14 protein-coding genes are annotated in these 16,860 nt (G+C 48.1%); 10 read left to right on the forward strand and 4 right to left on the reverse strand.

The genetic code is table 11. The annotated features are described in order from the left end of the window. The first annotated feature begins 28 nt into the window (after window positions 1-28). Window positions 29-1,117 (forward strand): endonuclease/exonuclease/phosphatase family protein, encoded by a 1,089-nt coding sequence (locus N774_RS0111805; RefSeq protein WP_024861441.1) that lies wholly within the window; start codon window positions 29-31, stop codon window positions 1,115-1,117. A 41-nt stretch (window positions 1,118-1,158) separates the two neighbouring features. On the opposite strand, the gene N774_RS0111810 is transcribed toward N774_RS0111805, so the two are convergent. Together N774_RS0111810 and N774_RS0111815 are read right to left on the reverse strand one after the other, a co-directional pair. Then, complete coding sequence (locus tag N774_RS0111810) at window positions 1,159-1,461, reverse strand: HU family DNA-binding protein (protein ID WP_024861442.1); 303 nt, start codon at window positions 1,459-1,461, stop codon at window positions 1,159-1,161. A 207-nt stretch (window positions 1,462-1,668) separates the two neighbouring features. Continuing rightward, window positions 1,669-2,844: a leucine-rich repeat domain-containing protein gene (locus N774_RS0111815; RefSeq protein ID WP_080770488.1), complete on the reverse strand. Its 1,176-nt coding sequence runs from the start codon at window positions 2,842-2,844 to the stop codon at window positions 1,669-1,671. Window positions 2,845-3,020: 176 nt separating this feature from the next. Here N774_RS0111815 and N774_RS0111820 point away from each other — a divergent pair, with 176 nt between their 5' ends. The 6 genes from N774_RS0111820 to N774_RS0111845 all read left to right on the forward strand — a co-directional run bounded on the left by N774_RS0111820 (window position 3,021) and on the right by N774_RS0111845 (window position 8,444). Beyond that, the gene (locus N774_RS0111820) at window positions 3,021-3,479 is read left to right on the forward strand and encodes an NUDIX hydrolase (RefSeq protein ID WP_024861444.1); all 459 of its coding nucleotides are present in this window, start codon (window positions 3,021-3,023) and stop codon (window positions 3,477-3,479) included. A 287-nt stretch (window positions 3,480-3,766) separates the two neighbouring features. Next, window positions 3,767-4,495: a M48 family metallopeptidase gene (locus N774_RS0111825; RefSeq protein ID WP_024861445.1), complete on the forward strand. Its 729-nt coding sequence runs from the start codon at window positions 3,767-3,769 to the stop codon at window positions 4,493-4,495. A 10-nt stretch (window positions 4,496-4,505) separates the two neighbouring features. Continuing rightward, window positions 4,506-6,485: a YgiQ family radical SAM protein gene (locus N774_RS0111830; protein WP_024861446.1), complete on the forward strand. Its 1,980-nt coding sequence runs from the start codon at window positions 4,506-4,508 to the stop codon at window positions 6,483-6,485. Between the two features lie 101 nt (window positions 6,486-6,586). After that, a complete protein-coding gene (locus N774_RS19840) occupies window positions 6,587-7,342 on the forward strand; it encodes a ComEC/Rec2 family competence protein (RefSeq protein WP_051463399.1) in 756 nt (251 codons plus the stop codon). Between the two features lie 5 nt (window positions 7,343-7,347). Further along, window positions 7,348-7,557 carry a DUF3006 domain-containing protein gene (locus N774_RS17440; protein ID WP_037280268.1) on the forward strand — a complete coding sequence of 70 codons (210 nt, stop codon included), beginning with the start codon at window positions 7,348-7,350 and terminating at the stop codon, window positions 7,555-7,557. A 20-nt stretch (window positions 7,558-7,577) separates the two neighbouring features. After that, window positions 7,578-8,444, forward strand: coding sequence for an alpha/beta hydrolase (locus N774_RS0111845; RefSeq protein ID WP_024861447.1), 867 nt, complete (start codon window positions 7,578-7,580; stop codon window positions 8,442-8,444). Window positions 8,445-9,535: 1,091 nt separating this feature from the next. Here N774_RS0111845 and N774_RS0111850 read toward each other — a convergent pair. Then, the gene (locus tag N774_RS0111850; RefSeq protein ID WP_024861448.1) at window positions 9,536-10,237 is read right to left on the reverse strand and encodes a hypothetical protein; all 702 of its coding nucleotides are present in this window, start codon (window positions 10,235-10,237) and stop codon (window positions 9,536-9,538) included. Window positions 10,238-10,556: 319 nt separating this feature from the next. Between N774_RS0111850 and N774_RS0111855 the strand changes: the two genes are divergently transcribed. Together N774_RS0111855 and N774_RS18355 are read left to right on the forward strand one after the other, a co-directional pair. Beyond that, window positions 10,557-11,225, forward strand: coding sequence for a response regulator transcription factor (locus tag N774_RS0111855; protein WP_024861449.1), 669 nt, complete (start codon window positions 10,557-10,559; stop codon window positions 11,223-11,225). Window positions 11,226-11,243: 18 nt separating this feature from the next. Beyond that, complete coding sequence (locus tag N774_RS18355; RefSeq protein WP_080770490.1) at window positions 11,244-13,373, forward strand: sensor histidine kinase; 2,130 nt, start codon at window positions 11,244-11,246, stop codon at window positions 13,371-13,373. Window positions 13,374-13,521: 148 nt separating this feature from the next. Here the strand turns inward: N774_RS18355 and N774_RS17450 are convergent, their stop codons facing one another. Continuing rightward, window positions 13,522-14,715: an acyltransferase family protein gene (locus N774_RS17450; protein WP_024861451.1), complete on the reverse strand. Its 1,194-nt coding sequence runs from the start codon at window positions 14,713-14,715 to the stop codon at window positions 13,522-13,524. A gap of 522 nt (window positions 14,716-15,237) precedes the next feature. On the opposite strand from N774_RS17450, the gene N774_RS0111870 reads away from it, so the two are divergent. Continuing rightward, window positions 15,238-16,563, forward strand: coding sequence for a hemolysin family protein (locus tag N774_RS0111870; RefSeq protein WP_024861452.1), 1,326 nt, complete (start codon window positions 15,238-15,240; stop codon window positions 16,561-16,563). Window positions 16,564-16,860 lie beyond the last annotated feature (297 nt).

A 16,860-nucleotide genomic window follows, 5' to 3' on the forward strand; every position in this document is an offset into this window, starting at 1 on the left:
AGCAATTATTACAGAAGAAGGTTTAAAAATGGCTGAGAATAAAAAAGCTTCGGCAAAGCGGAGACATCGTCCCCTTCGTATCATTATAACTATCATTGCATTTCTGCTTCTTATCCTGCTGGGGTATATCGCTTACCTGTTTATTTCGTATAAGCGTATCCCTGATAATCAGCAGCTTGACGTGGTTCGCGGAAAGACCTCGCCCATACAGACTGGCACTGAATACAAGATAGTGTCATTCAACGCGGGCTTCGGAGCCTATGAGCCCGACTACAGCTTCTTTATGGACGGCGGCACCGAGAGTTGGGCTTGGAGCAAAGAGCGTCTTGAAAAGAATATGCAGGCTATGACTGACTTTATGGGCAGTCTTGATGCCGACCTCATGATATTGCAGGAAGTGGATCTGGACGCAACACGTTCCTATCATGTTGACGAAAGGGAATATCTCACTCAGGCTATGAAGGACGGCAGCAGCGTTTTTGCTGTCAACTGGGACAGTGCGTTCCTGTTCTATCCGTTCACCCAGCCCCACGGAAAGTCAAGATCGGGCTTGCTGACCCTGAGCAGCTTTGATATTGACAGTGCCATACGCAGGCAGCTGCCTGTTGAGGATTCGTACATGAAGATAGTTGACCTTGACCGCTGCTACAGCAAGTCCTATCTGCCTGTTGGAGACAAGCAGCTTGTACTGTACAATGTACATCTGTCGGCTTACTCCTCAAACGGAAACATCTCCGACGAACAGCTGGAGCTTCTTCTTGCGGATATGTCTCAGGAATATGAAGCGGGCAATTATATTATCGGCGGAGGCGACATGAACAAGGATCTTCTCGGAGATTCATCGGAGTATTTTGGCATAAAGGGTGATCAGTACACATGGGCAAAGCCCCTTAAAACGGAATGCTTTGAGGGAAAGCCGCTGCGTCTGGTGTGCTCCTCAAATGTTCCAAGCTGCCGTGTGGCGGACGCACCCTACAATCCTCAGCAGTTCGTTATACTGATCGACGGCTTTATTGTCTCGGATAATGTGGAGGTTCTCTCAAATACCACCATTGATACAGGCTTTAAATATTCCGATCACAATCCCGTTGAAATGGAATTCAGACTTATACCGTAAATAAAAAACCGATACGAATCATCGTATCGGTTTTTCTGATATTACTTTTTCTTGGACTTTTTTGCAGCCTTTGTATTTACCTTTTCTTTGAGTGCTGCGCCTGCTTTGAATTTAACTGATGTAGAAGCTGCGATCTTGATAGCCTTGCCTGTTGCAGGGTTGTGACCTGTTCTTGCTGCTCTCTCAGCAGTCTCAAATGTTCCGAAGCCGATGAGCTGTACCTTGTCCTTCTTCTGAAGAGTATCTGATACAACGTTTACAAAAGACTTGATAGCTGCATCAACATTCTTCTTGGAAAGACCTGTTTCATTTGCGATTGCGTCAATAAGTTCTGCCTTATTCATGTGAATTCCTCCATATCAATGATTTTAAGGTATGTACATGTTTTTGCTGTCATTATTATAGTTCATTACAGACGCTTTGTCAAGGCTTTTTGCTATAAAAGCTTTATTTATTATAAAAAAACAGGTTTTGTATGTATTTATGTCCTCAGAAAAGGCAGTTTAATGTATAAAAAGTCCTTACAGCTTGTACTGCAAGGACTTTGTGAATCAGTAATCTTTCGGAGTTTTGCAGACTGAGCACACCTTATCGAAAATGCCCTTGAATTCTCCGCCGCAGTGTCTGCACCTGCCGTTTTCTATGTTGACGGGCTCCTGAGCGGCAAAGTAAGCAGGGAAAGCCCAGTAGTTCGGCTGAAGCTTGCTGTATGTAATATCGAGAAGCTTTGGGCAGTTATGGAAGGTGGCGGAATTTTTCTCGTACTTATAAGGGTTGCTGCCCTTGTAAAGCTCGGTATCTCCCTCAAATGTGATCTGTTCAAGACCTGTGCAGTCCGCAAATGCCATTGGATAGACAGCCTTTATGCTCTGCGGGATAAGGAGCTTTTTCAAGCCCGAGCAGCCTCTGAATGCCTGATTGCCGATGAATCTGACGGTATCGGGGATAATTATGCTGCCGAGAGCCTTGCAGTTCCTGAATGCGTTCATACCTATCCTGAAAACTCCTGCGGTATCGCCGTCGTCTGAATGGATACATTCAAACCTTATCTCTTCAAGAGAGGTGCACTCGGCAAAGGCGTAGTCCTCAATGGTCTTGACCCTTGCGGGAATGATGATGTATTTCAGACTTGTGCAGCCCTCGAATATCCTCCACGGCAGCAGTTCCACCTTCGGAGGGATATTGACCGCTTCCAGACTTGTGCAGCCTGTGAAAGCGCTTGACTCGATATTTTTAATGCTGTCGGGAAAGGTCATATTCCTGAGCTTTACGCAGCCGCTGAATGCGTCTATGTCTATAGTTTCCAAGGTTTCGGGGATGTGGATAGCCTGTAGGTTCTTGCAGCCCGAAAAAGCACCCTCGCTAATGATCTCAACGCCCTCGGGTATATAAACGGACTCGATATTGTTCATGCCCTGAAATGCGTTCTCGCCGATGACAGTTATGCCGTCGGGGATACGCACGTCCTTTTTGGTGTAGCCGTTGTAGCGGATCAGAATGCTTCGCTCTACGATGAAGTCGCTGTCGTCGTGATCGTCGGGAGCCTTTTCCACGCTGATATTATTTGGTTCGGATTTCTGAAAGTACTTCACGGCTTTTTCGACGATAAAGGGCTTGCCGCAGAACGGACATACAGACGCGTCCTCTGAGCCGTCGATAGCAAGGAATCCGCCGCATTTGTAGCATCTGCCCTGTATAAACATAATGATCCACCTTCTTTCGGTCATGTGGTTATCCACCCATAGTTTATATCATTATATCACATCAAAGCTGTTAAGTCAACAGATATTTTGTTTATTAACAACAAAGCAAATACTGCCGCAGAGACAACTCCGCGGTATGATTGACATGCCGTTCAAACTCTGATATAATTATAAAAAATCACGCAAAGGAGCACTTCGGTATGGGATATATTCTGGAGCTTCGCAAAACTCTCGGCAGCAGACCGCTTATCATGGCTGGTGCGGGAGTTATACTCGTAAACGAAAACAATGAGATACTTCTCCAGAAGCGCAGCGACAATGGCTTCTGGGACTATCCCGCAGGCTCAATGGAGCTGGGGGAGAGCTTTGAGGAGTGCGCCCGCAGAGAGGTGCTTGAAGAGACGGGGCTTACCTGCGGCAGGCTTGAGTTTTTCATGGACCTGTCGGGGAAGGAGTCTTTTTATGAGTATCCCAACGGCGATCAGACCTACGCCGCAGGGATAATATATGTATGCCGCGATTTTTCGGGGGAGCTGAAAGCGCAGGACGAGGAAGTCATAACACAGAGGTTCTTTCCTCTTGATAAGCTGCCTGCGGAGAACGATCCCCGCGGACTGGGCATATTTGACAAGCTCAGGGAATATCTGAATAGAAAATGATACATCAGGTCCTTACGGCTTCGGCTGTGAGGGCTTTTTGTTTTGCGGATAATGCTTTCAGCGGCGTTCCTTAAAGGGACGTCGAGTGACTCCCTGCTGTGCAGGGAGATGTCAGCAGGACAGAGGGTACGTGCAGCTGTTAGCTGCGCCGTTCCCTACATTTCGGGCGGATAATATCCGCCCCTACACGGAACACCGAGGGCGGCGTTCCCTACAAATACTGCGCAAAGCATAAGAGGTTGACACAAAGGCTTTACTGCGATATAATTGTTTAAAAGGAGATGGAAATGAAAGCATTATCAACTGAAATAAGGCGTGTGGCAACTCCATATGGAGCTATGGAGTACACACTTGAACGGAAAAAAGTGAAAAACATCAATCTTCGCGTTAAGGAAAGCGGAGAGGTGTATGTGTCCGCGCCAAAGCGCGTACCTGTGGGAGAGATAGAGAGCTTCATAATCAGCAGGAGCGATAATATCCGCAGAGCAGCTGAGTACTACGCAGAGCGTGACATGAAAAAAGCTCAGCCCAGCTATGAAAACGGCTCTGCACTTATGTTTCTGGGCAGGCAGCTGAGACTGGAGCTTATGACCGACAGCCGTGAATTCATTGCTCTGTGGGGCATGGCACTTGAAGTACATATGAAAGATACAAGCGACATTCAGCACGCAAAGGAGCTTGTGGAGGGCTGGTACGAAAGACAGTGCAGCGATGTGTTCCATGATCTGATAGTGAAAGTCCACGGTAAATTCCTGAAATACGATGTTGACCTTTCTCAGCTGAAAATACGCACCATGAGATCGCGGTGGGGAAGCTGCAATTACACCAAGGGCATAATAACGCTGAACAGGCGGCTCATAGAAGCTCCGCGGCACTGCATAGAGCATGTGGTGACGCATGAGTTCTGCCATTTTATACACCCCAACCACTCAAAGGATTTCTATGCGCTTCTTAGCGCGGAGTTCCCCGACTGGAAAGCAAGCAAGAAAGAGCTTGAAAAAACAGTGATACTGTAGAGGTGATAACATGTACGAGGGCTTTCTGCCTACGACTAAAAAGGAAATGGACGAGCTTGGCATAGAGCAGTTCGATTTCATATATATAACAGGCGACGCATACGTTGACCACCCAAGCTTCGGAGCGGCTATCGTTACCCGCCTTATCGAGAGCATGGGTTTTACCGTTGGCGTTATCTCTCAGCCCGACTGGCATACGGACAGGGACTTCCGCCGCTTCGGTGCGCCTAAGTATGCCTTTCTTGTGACCGCAGGCAATATCGACTCTATGGTTGCGCATTACACAGCGGCAAAGAGAAAGCGCTCCGATGATGCGTATACCGCAGGAGGCGTTGCAGGCAAGCGCCCTGACCGTGCGGTAATAGTCTACTGTCAGAAGCTCCGCGAATACTTCGGGGATATCACCATAGCCATAGGCGGTCTGGAGGCTTCTCTCCGCCGCTTTGCACACTATGACTACTGGGACGACGCAGTGCGTCCTTCGGTGCTTGTGGACAGCGGCGCAGACCTGCTCATGTACGGCATGGGCGAGCATCAGATACAGGAGTTCTGCACCCGTCTTGCTGCAGGGGAGAGCGTACACGATATGCATGATATACGCGGCACCTGCTACCTCACGGAGCCTGTGAATACGCCCCTCGGCGCGGCACAGTGCCCCTCATTCGAGCAGGTGCGGGATAGCAAGCCCGAGTACGCAAAGGCGGTAAAGATACAGTACGACTGGCAGGACGAGGTCTACGGAAAGACCATAATACAGCGCCACGGCAAGATGATGCTGGTGCAGCTGCCACCCGCCTACAGCCTTACCACAGAGGAGCTTGACCATATCTACTCACTGCCCTACACAAGGGCGATACATCCGTCCTACGAGGCGCTGGGCGGAGTGCCCGGAATAGAGGAGGTTCGCTTTTCTATCACTCACAACCGCGGCTGCTTCGGCTACTGCAATTTCTGCTCCATAGCTCTTCATCAGGGAAGACGTATCACTGTCCGCAGTGTGGAGTCCGTACTTGCGGAAGCGGAGCGCATTACGAAAATGCCTGACTTCAAGGGCTATATACACGACGTAGGCGGTCCCACGGCGGACTTCCGACGTCCCTCCTGCGACAAACAGCTCACCAAGGGACTTTGCATGGGTAAGAAGTGCCTTGCACCGAATCCCTGCCCTGCGCTGAAAGTCGACCACACCGAGTACCTGTCCATGCTCCGTAAGATAAGGCAGGTCAAGGGCGTGAAAAGGGTATTTATCCGTTCGGGTATACGCTATGACTACCTCATCGAGGACAAGGACGACGAGTTTATGCGGGAGCTCATCATGCACCACGTCAGCGGACAGCTCAAGGTCGCTCCCGAGCACTGCTCGGCGGTAGTCCTTGACAAAATGGGCAAGCCACATATCGAAGCCTACAAGCGCTTCCAGAAGCGCTTTTACGAGGTAACAAAGAGCATGGGCAAGGAGCAGTACCTTGTGCCCTATCTCATGTCCTCACACCCCGGAAGCACACTGAATGAAGCCATTGACCTTGCACTCTTCCTCAGGGATAACAAGATACGTCCCGAACAGGTGCAGGACTTCTATCCAACTCCCGGAACTATATCCACGGCGATGTTCTATACGGAGCTTGACCCCTACACAATGGAAAAGGTCTACGTGCCGAAAACTCCCAAGGAAAAGGCTATGCAGCGAGCTCTGCTCCAATACTTCCGCCCTCAGAACAGGGAGATAGTACTGGAAGCTCTCAAAGCTGCGGGACGCCGCGACCTTATCGGTACTTCGCCGAAATGCCTTGTGGCGGACGACAGCCGCGGACAGAGCAATACTCCCCGAAAAGGCGGTGACAAGTCGTGGCAAAATACTTCAAAGACACGGAAAGCTTCGTCGAGGCAGCAGGAGAGAAGTACAGGCTCAGCTCGCAGCAAAAACAGTACCTCCGCGAGCTGGCAGAAAAACGGGAAAAAGAACGGGCAGAACGGAAAAAGAAAGCACTGAACCTTTTATGGCTGCTGATAACGGCAGCTGTTCTGCTGTTTATAGGCTGGCGGTACTTCCGCAAGCCAAAGCATACATTCCCAAATGAGGACAAGCTGGTCATGCACTTCATTGACGTGGGGCAGGGGGACTGCACATTCATTGCCGCCAACGGCGTTACCATGCTGGTGGACTGCGGCGAGAACGAGGTCTCCTATAAGGTGGAGGACTACCTCCGCGGGCTTGGTGTGGGGCGGCTGGACTATGTGATCGCCACCCACCCTCACTCCGACCATATGGGCGGCATGTACAATATCATCGATGTTTTTGACGTGGGAGAGGTGCTCATACCACATATCCCCGACGAGCAGATACCAACTACGGTGTTCTATGAGCGATTTCTTGACAGCTGTGCAGCAAAGCACGTTCCCGTAAAAGAGGCGTATGTGGGACAGGTGCTTGATATAGGCAGTGCAAAGGCAGAGATAATAGCTCCCGAGGGCAGCTTTTACGAGGACATGAACAACTATTCCATAGCGTTCATGCTGACTCACGGCGATAACAGGTGCCTGTTCACGGGAGACGCCGAGGCGGAGTCCGAAGAGGCTATGATACAGGGCGGCAGGCTGCAAAGGGTCATGCTCTACAAGGCGGGGCATCACGGCAGCACCTATTCCTCCACGGAGGAGTTTCTGGACATTATCCGTCCGAAGATAGCCGTTATCTCCTGCGGCAGGGACAATCCCTACGGACACCCTCACGACAGTACCCTGAAAAGGCTGGAGAAATATGCGGATATGGTGTGCCGTACCGACGTCAGCGGCACTGTAATTGCGGAGTCTGACGGCTCTGACATAAAGATAGCTCGGGAAAGGTAACGACCATGACAGTCATAGACAGGTTTGAAGGTGAATACGCTGTACTTGAAACGGAAAGCGGAATGAAAAACGTCCCCCGTGAGATGCTTCCCGAGGAAGCGCGTGAGGGAGACGTGCTCGAAGTGAAAGACGGCGTTTATATCATAAATAAAAAAGCTGTGGCAGAACGCCGCAGCACCATGAGAAAAAAACTGAAAAAACTGGAAAAACAGTAACATGAAAGGAAAAAAGAATAATGTCAATACGAAGCAAGATATTCAGAAAAATGTGTGAAGAGAGCGACGCAAAGCGCGATGCGGGACTGACTACTCCACCTGAGATAGAGCGCTTTGACGATATAAAGTACGGCACTGACGACACATGGCATGTGCTGGACGTATACCGTCCCAAGGCACTCAGCGGAAAGCTGCCTGTTATAGTCAGCTTCCACGGCGGCGGCTGGGTATACGGCGACAAGAAGGTCTACCAGTTCTACTGCATGGAGCTTGCCAAGCACGGCTTTGCGGTAGTGAACTACTCCTACAGACTTGCTCCTGAGCACCGTTTCCCTGCGCAGTTTGAGGACACCAACATGGTGTTTGGGTGGGTCATGAAGAATGCGGAGGAGTACGGCTTTGACCTTGATGATCTCTTTGCTGTGGGAGACTCCGCAGGCGCAATGGGCATTGCCATTTATGCCTGCATATGCGCGGATAAGGAGTACGCAAAGATGTACCCGTTCACAGTTCCCGAGGGACTGAAATTCAAGGGAATTGCCCTCAACTGCGGAATATACAGGATAGAGGATACGGGCACGGTCAAGTCACTTAAAGACTTCCTCAAAAAAGAGGACTACCCTGCATTACTGGGAAAGCTCAATATAGTAAAGCTTGCCAATGAGAGCTTCCCGCCCTGCTACATAATGACAGCCAATGAGGACTTCCTCCGTGACGAGGCTCCTGCTCTTATGGAGAGACTCGACGAAGTGGGCGTGAAGTACAAGTACAAGCTTTACGGCGACGAGGCACATCCTCTCGGACACGTTTTCCACTGTGATGTAAAGTCCGAGTTTGCCGCACAGGCTAATGCCGACGAGTGTGACTTTTTCAAGGAGCTCATGTGAGCGATCAGTTGTCCATAGTAGGGGGCGGATATTATCCGCCCGTCAATCTCCGTAAAACTGCAAATGACCGACTGTAGGGAACGGCGCCCAACAGGCGCCGCGACCCTCTGTCAGCTCCGCTGACATCTCCCTGTACTACAGGGAGTCACCCTCGCCGTTCCGCCAATAATGCAATAAATAACCTGAGCACGAAAAAAGACTGCCGTTCGGCAGCCTTTTATATATAGGTATAGAACAAGATTGCAAAAGAATAACGACCTTCATTGACACCCTCTCAAAAAGCCAATCAAGGTCGCTATTGAGTTGACGCATGCGCACCCTCTATACGCATTTGTCATACGGCAGGCACAAAATCCGTAGTGCCATATATCTTCTTGCTGTAATATCATGCTTGCTGAGTCGTTTCAAGCGATGTGCGAACTGCTTTAGGCGATTAAACATATTATAGGCATTAATGTTTAATAGCAGTTGAAATAAGTCCGATGTGTGCTGGATCGAATTGGTGAAACCGAGGATCCGGCGGAGTTTGATACCGGATCAAGCAAAGAAAGACATACTTGCCGATTTTGTTACAGGACACATAAAAATCTGTTGAAATTATGTGGCGGTAGAGAAAGCCGATTTTTCGGCGGTTTTTCTACCAACAATTGTATTATAAAGCATGGCGGCAAGAAGTTCAATTGATTATATTGCTCAAAATTAGCACTATATTGCTAAAATTAGTATTATATTTTATATTAAGTAATTATGAACTAAACTATTAATTTTATCAAATTTGTTTTTAGCCATAAAAATAAAAATATACTGCTGACTGACGGTCAGAACAAAAATCGCATTGACAAAACATCGTAGATACGTTGCTTTAGGCTGTGCTAAAAATTATAGCACGATTACAACATCTTTTAACGTACATGATGTATTGAACTGTGAACTGACCGAATTTGCTATGGTTAAAAATAATATAAAATTGTCAGGTGAAATATTTTCAGGAGATTTTGAATATTTTTGATATTTTTTTATCATTTAATCAAAAATTTTCAGTGACGGAGGCATAAAAAGCTCCGGGTCTGAACCCGGAGCCTGTGATTTTTTCAGATAATGCCCTGAGAGGCGTCCTTGATCCTCTGGCGGTAGTACTCCTCCTGCCATGAGAAATCAAAATCCTTGAAGAGCTTCAGACAGCCGTTGGCGTTTGCGAGAGCGCCCTCAAGACCCTCCACGTCATCTGCTTTTGCGAAGATATACACGCTTGTAATGAATATCTCAAGCAGCATGGAGTCGTTCCTGCCCTGTGGCTTGTAGCCGAATTTCAGCAGCTTCAGCGCTTGAGTGTAGCTTTTTGCGGCACAGTCTGCAAGTGCGAGGGATATGTAGAGCTTTGCCTGACGCTTTAAACAGGTCTTGCTGCAGTACTTCTGCAAAAAGCTTATGTTCTGTGTGCGGAAGTCCTCGGCTTCACGCCAGTTGCCGATTTTGCTTATGGTGCTGAGCATTTCGGTGCAGTAGCCGAATTTCTCGTCGCCGCTGAGCTTTTTATCTATAAGCTTTTCAAGATAAAAGTAAGCTGTCTTATTATCGTGGATACGATCGTAAAGAGATGCTATCTGGATTATATCGAAGTCTGTGGGTTTCTTGACATTGTCGATGAAAGCGTCGGCATAAGCCTCACACAGTTCCTTGGAGTAGCCCTTATCAACGAAGAGGCTGTACACTTCCGCGTATTTTTTCATCTCAGCAGCGTGAGATGTGAGCAGAGGAAAGCCTGCCTTTTTTCGTTCTATAGGTGATAACATATCTTTGCCCCTCCCATCTTAAACATATGAACCTATATATTTTCTATATAATGAGTAAAAACAGTAAATTATTTTCACCCGTCTGTGTAAACAATCATATCACAAATTTATAGGTTAGTCAACGCCTACTGGCAATTTAAAAGCAAAACTGTTGATGTGCACAAAAAAATCGCTGATTTTTTTCCTAATCAATTTATTAAACTTAAAAATCTTTAAGCTTATTTCAATATTTTGTGCTATAATATAAGTAGAGTGGAAAGGTGTCCGCTCTCACAGATATATACCGTGCCCGAATGCGGATATTCAAGGGGGTATTTGTATGAGACTTCTCGTTGTCGAGGACGAGATACAGCTTGCCGACGCTCTGTCGGAAATACTGAAAAGAAATATGTACAACGTTGATACTGTCTATGACGGAGTCGACGGGCTTGATAATGCTCTTACGGGAGTTTATGACTGCATCATACTGGACATCATGCTCCCGGGCATGAACGGTATGGAGGTGCTGAGGAATCTCCGCCGCGAGCATATACATACGCCTGTTCTTCTGCTTACCGCACGAAGCGAGATCGAGGACAAGATAAACGGTCTTGACTGCGGAGCGGACGACTACCTCACAAAGCCTTTCGTTACGGGTGAGCTCCTTGCGCGTGTAAGAGCCCTCACCAGAAGAAAGGGCGAGATAGTTGACGAGAACAGACTTGACTATAACGGTCTTGAGCTTAACAAGAACACCTGCTCGGTAATGTGGAAGGGCAGCGATGTTAAGCTCTCACTGAAGGAGTACCAGATAATGGAGCTCCTCATATCCAATCCACACCAGATACTTCCCAAGGAGAGGATAATCGAGAAGATATGGGGCTATGAGAGCGATGTTGAGTACAACAACATCGAGGTATACATCTCATTCCTCAGAAAGAAGCTCTCGGTAATATCTGCTCCTGTTCAGATCAAGACTGCAAGAGGTATAGGCTATTCTCTTGAATGATGAAGGAGGAATGACGCAATGTTAAGGAAACCTCATGATCGTATGTTCAGAAAAGCGCAGATGAAGCTTTTCTCAATGATCGTAAGTATTCTCCTGGCTGTTTTCATTGCACTTATCGGTTCTATAAACGTTATCACCAAGGAGGTCATGCGAGGACAGTCCAAGGAAGTGCTCATGCAGATAGCGGCAGGTATCGAGTATAATGACAAGAATTCCACATTTACTTATACCAAGCCCGCCGAGCCCAAGAATGAAAGACACGAAAAGGCCGATGTGCCTCCGCCGAAGCCCGCGGAATCTCAGGCAAAGCCAACTACTACAGAGACTGCCACGACTTCTTCATCTGCCGATCCGACTACAAAGCAGGCAGAGACAACAGGTGCAGTTCCTTCAACTGACGAGAACACAGAGTCCGTAGAGCAGAATACTCCCGACGAGCCCGAGTACCATGAGGAGCACCACGAGGAGGCTCAGCCTGCGGAGACACAGGCTCCAGAGACTCAGGCTCCCGAAACTCAGGCACCCTCGTCCACTGAAGAGTTTGACTGGAACGCATGGTGGCAGCAGCAACAGCAGCAACAGCCGCAGGACTGGAGCAACTGGAATCAGCAGGACTGGGAAAAATACTGGAACGATTACTGGAACAATAACGGCGGTCAGCAGAACTGGAATAACTGGGGACAGCAGCAGGGCGGCAATAACAACAACGGTGACCCCAATAACCCGTGGAACCCGTGGAACCCGTGGAACCCGACCAATCCGTGGAACCCGTGGAACAATATGAACCCGTGGAACCCATGGACTCAGTGGAACACAGGCGACAGCGGAACTCCCAAGATGTACAGCAAGGAGCCCGACAACAAAAAGGGCGTTAAGGTATACGAGAACGAACAGAGCTATAAGCGCTACAGCGACGGTGAAGATGCTCAGGAGCAGGACGAAGAAAATGATGACGAGCTCATTGCCGAGTCCCAGAGCTTCGGAGCAGACGGCGGGTATACTCTCACAAATACCGTTTATAACGGAGATACAGTGCTGGACGGCTTTACTGTCCTTTCAAACAGCGAAAAGACAGCTCCCTCAACAGCAGAGGCTTCCAAGGCAGAGCCTGCACCCATGTCCTATTCAAGGGTAGAGCCTATCCCGAAGACACTGGGCTATATCGATTACTTTGTACTCATGGCTGATACAAAGGGCGAGTATCTCGATACTCTTTACAATGACAAGATAAGCTCAGAGAACGCTCAGAAGTACATCACAGCCATTCTTGAAAACGGCGACGATACTGATATGATAAACTCCTATCAGTTCTATAAGGAGGACAAATCAAACGGCACTATCATAGTTCTCACCGACAAGAGCTACGAAATGGAAATGCTTGGACAGCTCAAGCGTACAACTGTTATAATTGGCTCTATTGCGCTGGTCATTCTTTCTGTACTGGCTTACTTCCTCAGCAAGAGAAGCATTCAGCCTATCAAGGTCGCATTCGACAAGCAGAAGCAGTTCGTTTCCGATGCGAGCCACGAGCTGAAAACTCCTCTTACAGTTATATCCACAAACGCAGATGTACTTTCGGGTGAGATAGGTCCCAACAGGTGGCTTGACTATATCAAGGCGCAGACCGACCGTATGAGCGTACTGGTAAACGACCTGCTCAACCTGACAAGACTGGAGAACAATACCACTGATATCGAGCGCAAGTACTTCAATCTCAGCAAGGCGATAATCAACACCGCACTGCCCTTTGAGTGTCAGGCGTTTGAGAGCAACAAGAAGTTCGAGGTCAACGTTGAGGATGATATAATGCTCAGCGGAAGCGAAAAGCACATCAAGCAGATGGCTGCAATATTCATCGACAATGCTCTGAAGTACTCCAACGACGGCGGTACCGTAAGGGTAGCACTGAAGAGAGTGGGCGACAGAAAGCTGTTCTCGGTATACAACACAGGCGAGGGCATCAAGGAAGAGGATACTGAGAAGATATTCGAGAGATTCTACCGCAGCGATGCTTCGAGAAACCGCTCCACAGGCGGCTACGGACTTGGACTTGCAATTGCGAAATCCGTAATTGATAAGCATAAGTTCAAGATACATGTTATGAACCAGCCGGGAAAGAGCGTATGCTTTATGGTAACAATGCAGTAAATCAACGGGGGCGCGATAAAATCGCGCCCCTTATTTGTAGGGGCGCCCTTTCGGCGCCCGTGAATTTAGAATTAAAATACAGGGACGCCCATTGGGCGTCCCTTAAAAACATATTTATGTGGGCGCATACTGTGCGCTCCGTCGGTTTTTACTCTATATCCATTTTCCTGAATATCCTGTCTGCGAAACCCTTTATCTTTTCTGTCCAACCGCTCTCTTTTTTGTCCCAGAATCTGAAAAAAGGCTTTTCAAGTAAATTGATGCGCAGAATATCGATCACTGTACAAACTGCAAAGATCACAATAACACTGCATATCGCATACAGCGGCATCAGCTTGTCGCTGAAATGTCCTACGTTGTCAAGCACATCTCCCCAAAGCCACTGCCTCATGGAATCACTGTGAGTATGTATCAGTAAAACACCGAAAGAAGATGCAGCTATCGTATTGATAAACCTGTTGTATGGGATCTTTATATTCTTGAAGAACAGGAATGCAAATACTCCCGCGATCAGTGCAAGGAACGAGTTGGAATCGCTTACAAGATAATAAGGTGCGAACCTGCCGAATCTTTCTCCTGCAGCTGTGCATCCGATCACGCTCAGAGCAGCGGCGGTCACGGACAGGAAGAAAAGGACTCCGCAGCGTGCTGTATTGTTGGTCCATTTCTTGGGATACAGCCTGAAATATGACGCAATGACATATATCACCATGAACCATGATACATAGTTCATATCTACAGCGAACGGACCGCCTCTTATTGTGCCGAGAAGGACGTATGTCAGTCCGCAGAGGAATATGAGACCTATATGCATCCTTTCACTTATATGGCTGATAAGTGTGTTCAGAAACGGTATGAACAGGAAGAAAATGAGGAAACACTGCGTAAAGTCCTGTGTCAGATCGGTTATCGGAATGAGCGTCAGAACTAAATTCACAACTGAAAAAGGTTCATATCCGCTTATCCAGAATATCATCTGCAGCACAATCCTGTAAAACATCACTTCACAGAACAGTTTTGCGAACTTCTTGGCTGTTATATTCATTTTACACATGAAATAACCTGTTATCATCACAAAACAGTTTATCCCGATCTTGCCCCACGCTCCGAATACAAGAAGGAACAGGGAATTGAATGTGAACGGTGAAGAGCTGATAGGTCCGTCCATATCTTTAAGACCTGAATTCACCACAAAATGATGTGCTATGATAAGCAGCATTGTGATTATACGGAAAAGCTCCAGATTGGAGTCTCTCTTTTTAGCAGCAGGCTTCTGCGCCTTCGCAGCTGCTTTTGTGTCCGTAATATTACTCCCGACACCGTCTGTTACAACATTATTCATATAATACCACCTTGATCTTGATCGATTATCAACATAAAATACGTTTTGATGATCTTTCCATAACATAAAAAGCCTCTGAAACCGTTACACAAACGAATTTCAGAGCCCTTGCGCAATATATGTGCATATGGTTTTCACAGTTATTTAGTATAGCACAAATGCAGAAAACTGTCAAGTATCGGGGGAAAAGTGTACATGGCATTGAAATGAATGTTATACAGTGCTCGGCAGAGCGATAAACGAAAACACCGCTCCCTGCAAATCGCTGTGCACTGTTCACTAAATTAAGCCGCGCATCTTGATTTATTCACAATTATATGTTATAATACTATTATATTTACACAGAACAGGAGATGAAAATCATAATGGACGGTGCCCCTGACGGCAGTAATCCTTATAATTACGGAACATACTTCGTTAAATATGTGATATCAAGGCATGGTCTGCACTATCGTTTGTGTTAGGCTGTGCCTTTATGAGGTTATAGACAAATAAGGATATGATTTAACGGAGGATATGAATATGTTAGGGCAGATAATTCTGCAAATCGTACTTATCGCGCTTAATGCGCTTTTCGCCTGTACGGAGGTGGCGGTCATCTCCACAAGCGACGTGCGGCTTGAAAAGCTTGCCGCCAGCGGCAACAAAAAAGCCGCGAGACTGAAAAAGCTTACCGATACGCCCACACGATTCCTTGCAACTATACAGGTGGCTATCACACTTGCAGGCTTCATAGGTGCGGCATTTGCCGCAGACAGCTTTTCTGAGCTCCTCACATCTGTAATAGTGAAAACAGGCATCGGCATACCTGCGGCTGTTATCAAGAAGGTGTCCGTAGTTCTTATCACACTGATACTTTCCTATTTTACACTGGTATTCGGCGAGCTGGTACCCAAGCGCCTTGCAATGAAGGACCCCGAGAAGATTGCTCTTGCCATGAGCGGCACAGTAAGCTTCGTGGCAGCATTTTTCGCACCGCTGGTATGGCTGCTGAACGCTTCCGCAAACGGTATACTCCGCCTTATGGGCATTGACCCCGACAGCGACGACGATACCGTTACCGAGGAAGAGATACTCATGATGTCCGACGCAGGTGCTGAAAAGGGAACTATCGACGAGGACGAGAACCGCATAATCAAAAACGTGTTCGCCTTTGACGATATGACTGCGGAGCAGGTCTGCACTCACCGTACAGACGTGGACGTGCTGTGGAGCGACGACGATATAAGCGTGTGGGAGGAAACTATCCACCGCACCCGTCACTCGGCATTCCCTATATGCGGCGAGAGCGTGGACAACGTTATAGGCGTGCTCAATGCAAAGGACTACTTCCGACTTGAGGACAAGAGCCGTGAGAATATCATGGCAAAGGCTGTCCGCGAGCCCTGCTTTGTACACGAGAACATGAAGGCTGACCGCCTTTTCGACCAGATGAAGCAGCGGGGCGCAGACCACTTCGCCATAGTTGTTGACGAGTACGGCGGCATGAGCGGTATTATCACCGTTACCGACCTTGTTGAGGAGCTTGTGGGCGATTTCGCCGACGACCCCGAGGACGAGCCTGCTGTAAGGCTCGAAAAGATAAGCGATACCGAGTGGACAGTTCCCGGTATCAGCTCACTCAGCGACGTATGCGAGGAGCTGGAGGTAACGCTTCCTGCGGACAAGTACGAGACCTTCGGCGGCTACGTCATAGCGAAGCTTGGGGAGATACCCAAGGACGGCACACAGCTGGAGCTTGAAGCAGGTGGACTTCACATCAATGTGGTGGAGGTAAAGCACCACCGTATCGAGGTCTGTCGCGTGGAGAAGCTCCCGCCCGAAGAAAAGGAAGAAACAGAAGAGTAATGAAAGGGCGGATATTCCGCCCTTTTTTAGTTGAGAGTTGAGAATTGAGAGTTGAGAGTGTAGGGGCGCCCTTAAAAGCGCGCCAATAAAGAAGTGCTGTAAGCGATGTACGAGTAACGACATTGATGATTGTGAGCGAGTGAAACAAGCGTCAACGTGGCAAGGCGGCGAGGGCTCCGCGCTGTAGGGGCTGCCTTTGGCAGCCCGTCTTAATTTCATAGACACTCGCGGACGCCCAAAGGGCGCCCCTACAGGCTTGTTTTATCTGCTTGTTTATGGTATAATTGATACAATAAC

This window comes from Ruminococcus flavefaciens AE3010, from assembly GCF_000526795.1.
Lineage (GTDB): Bacteria > Bacillota > Clostridia > Oscillospirales > Ruminococcaceae > Ruminococcus > Ruminococcus flavefaciens_D.

Excerpts from the sequence above, each read along its gene's own strand:
- N774_RS0111805 (WP_024861441.1), top strand. The coding sequence starts at position 29 with ATGGCTGAGAATAAAAAAGCTTCGGCAAAGCGGAGACATCGTCCCCTT.
- N774_RS0111810 (WP_024861442.1), bottom strand. The coding sequence starts at position 1,461 with ATGAATAAGGCAGAACTTATTGACGCAATCGCAAATGAAACAGGTCTT.
- N774_RS0111815 (WP_080770488.1), bottom strand. The coding sequence starts at position 2,844 with ATGACCGAAAGAAGGTGGATCATTATGTTTATACAGGGCAGATGCTAC.
- N774_RS0111820 (WP_024861444.1), top strand. The coding sequence starts at position 3,021 with ATGGGATATATTCTGGAGCTTCGCAAAACTCTCGGCAGCAGACCGCTT.
- N774_RS0111825 (WP_024861445.1), top strand. The coding sequence starts at position 3,767 with ATGAAAGCATTATCAACTGAAATAAGGCGTGTGGCAACTCCATATGGA.
- N774_RS0111830 (WP_024861446.1), top strand. The coding sequence starts at position 4,506 with ATGTACGAGGGCTTTCTGCCTACGACTAAAAAGGAAATGGACGAGCTT.
- N774_RS19840 (WP_051463399.1), top strand. The coding sequence starts at position 6,587 with ATGCACTTCATTGACGTGGGGCAGGGGGACTGCACATTCATTGCCGCC.
- N774_RS17440 (WP_037280268.1), top strand. The coding sequence starts at position 7,348 with ATGACAGTCATAGACAGGTTTGAAGGTGAATACGCTGTACTTGAAACG.
- N774_RS0111845 (WP_024861447.1), top strand. The coding sequence starts at position 7,578 with ATGTCAATACGAAGCAAGATATTCAGAAAAATGTGTGAAGAGAGCGAC.
- N774_RS0111850 (WP_024861448.1), bottom strand. The coding sequence starts at position 10,237 with ATGTTATCACCTATAGAACGAAAAAAGGCAGGCTTTCCTCTGCTCACA.
- N774_RS0111855 (WP_024861449.1), top strand. The coding sequence starts at position 10,557 with ATGAGACTTCTCGTTGTCGAGGACGAGATACAGCTTGCCGACGCTCTG.
- N774_RS18355 (WP_080770490.1), top strand. The coding sequence starts at position 11,244 with ATGTTAAGGAAACCTCATGATCGTATGTTCAGAAAAGCGCAGATGAAG.
- N774_RS17450 (WP_024861451.1), bottom strand. The coding sequence starts at position 14,715 with ATGAATAATGTTGTAACAGACGGTGTCGGGAGTAATATTACGGACACA.
- N774_RS0111870 (WP_024861452.1), top strand. The coding sequence starts at position 15,238 with ATGTTAGGGCAGATAATTCTGCAAATCGTACTTATCGCGCTTAATGCG.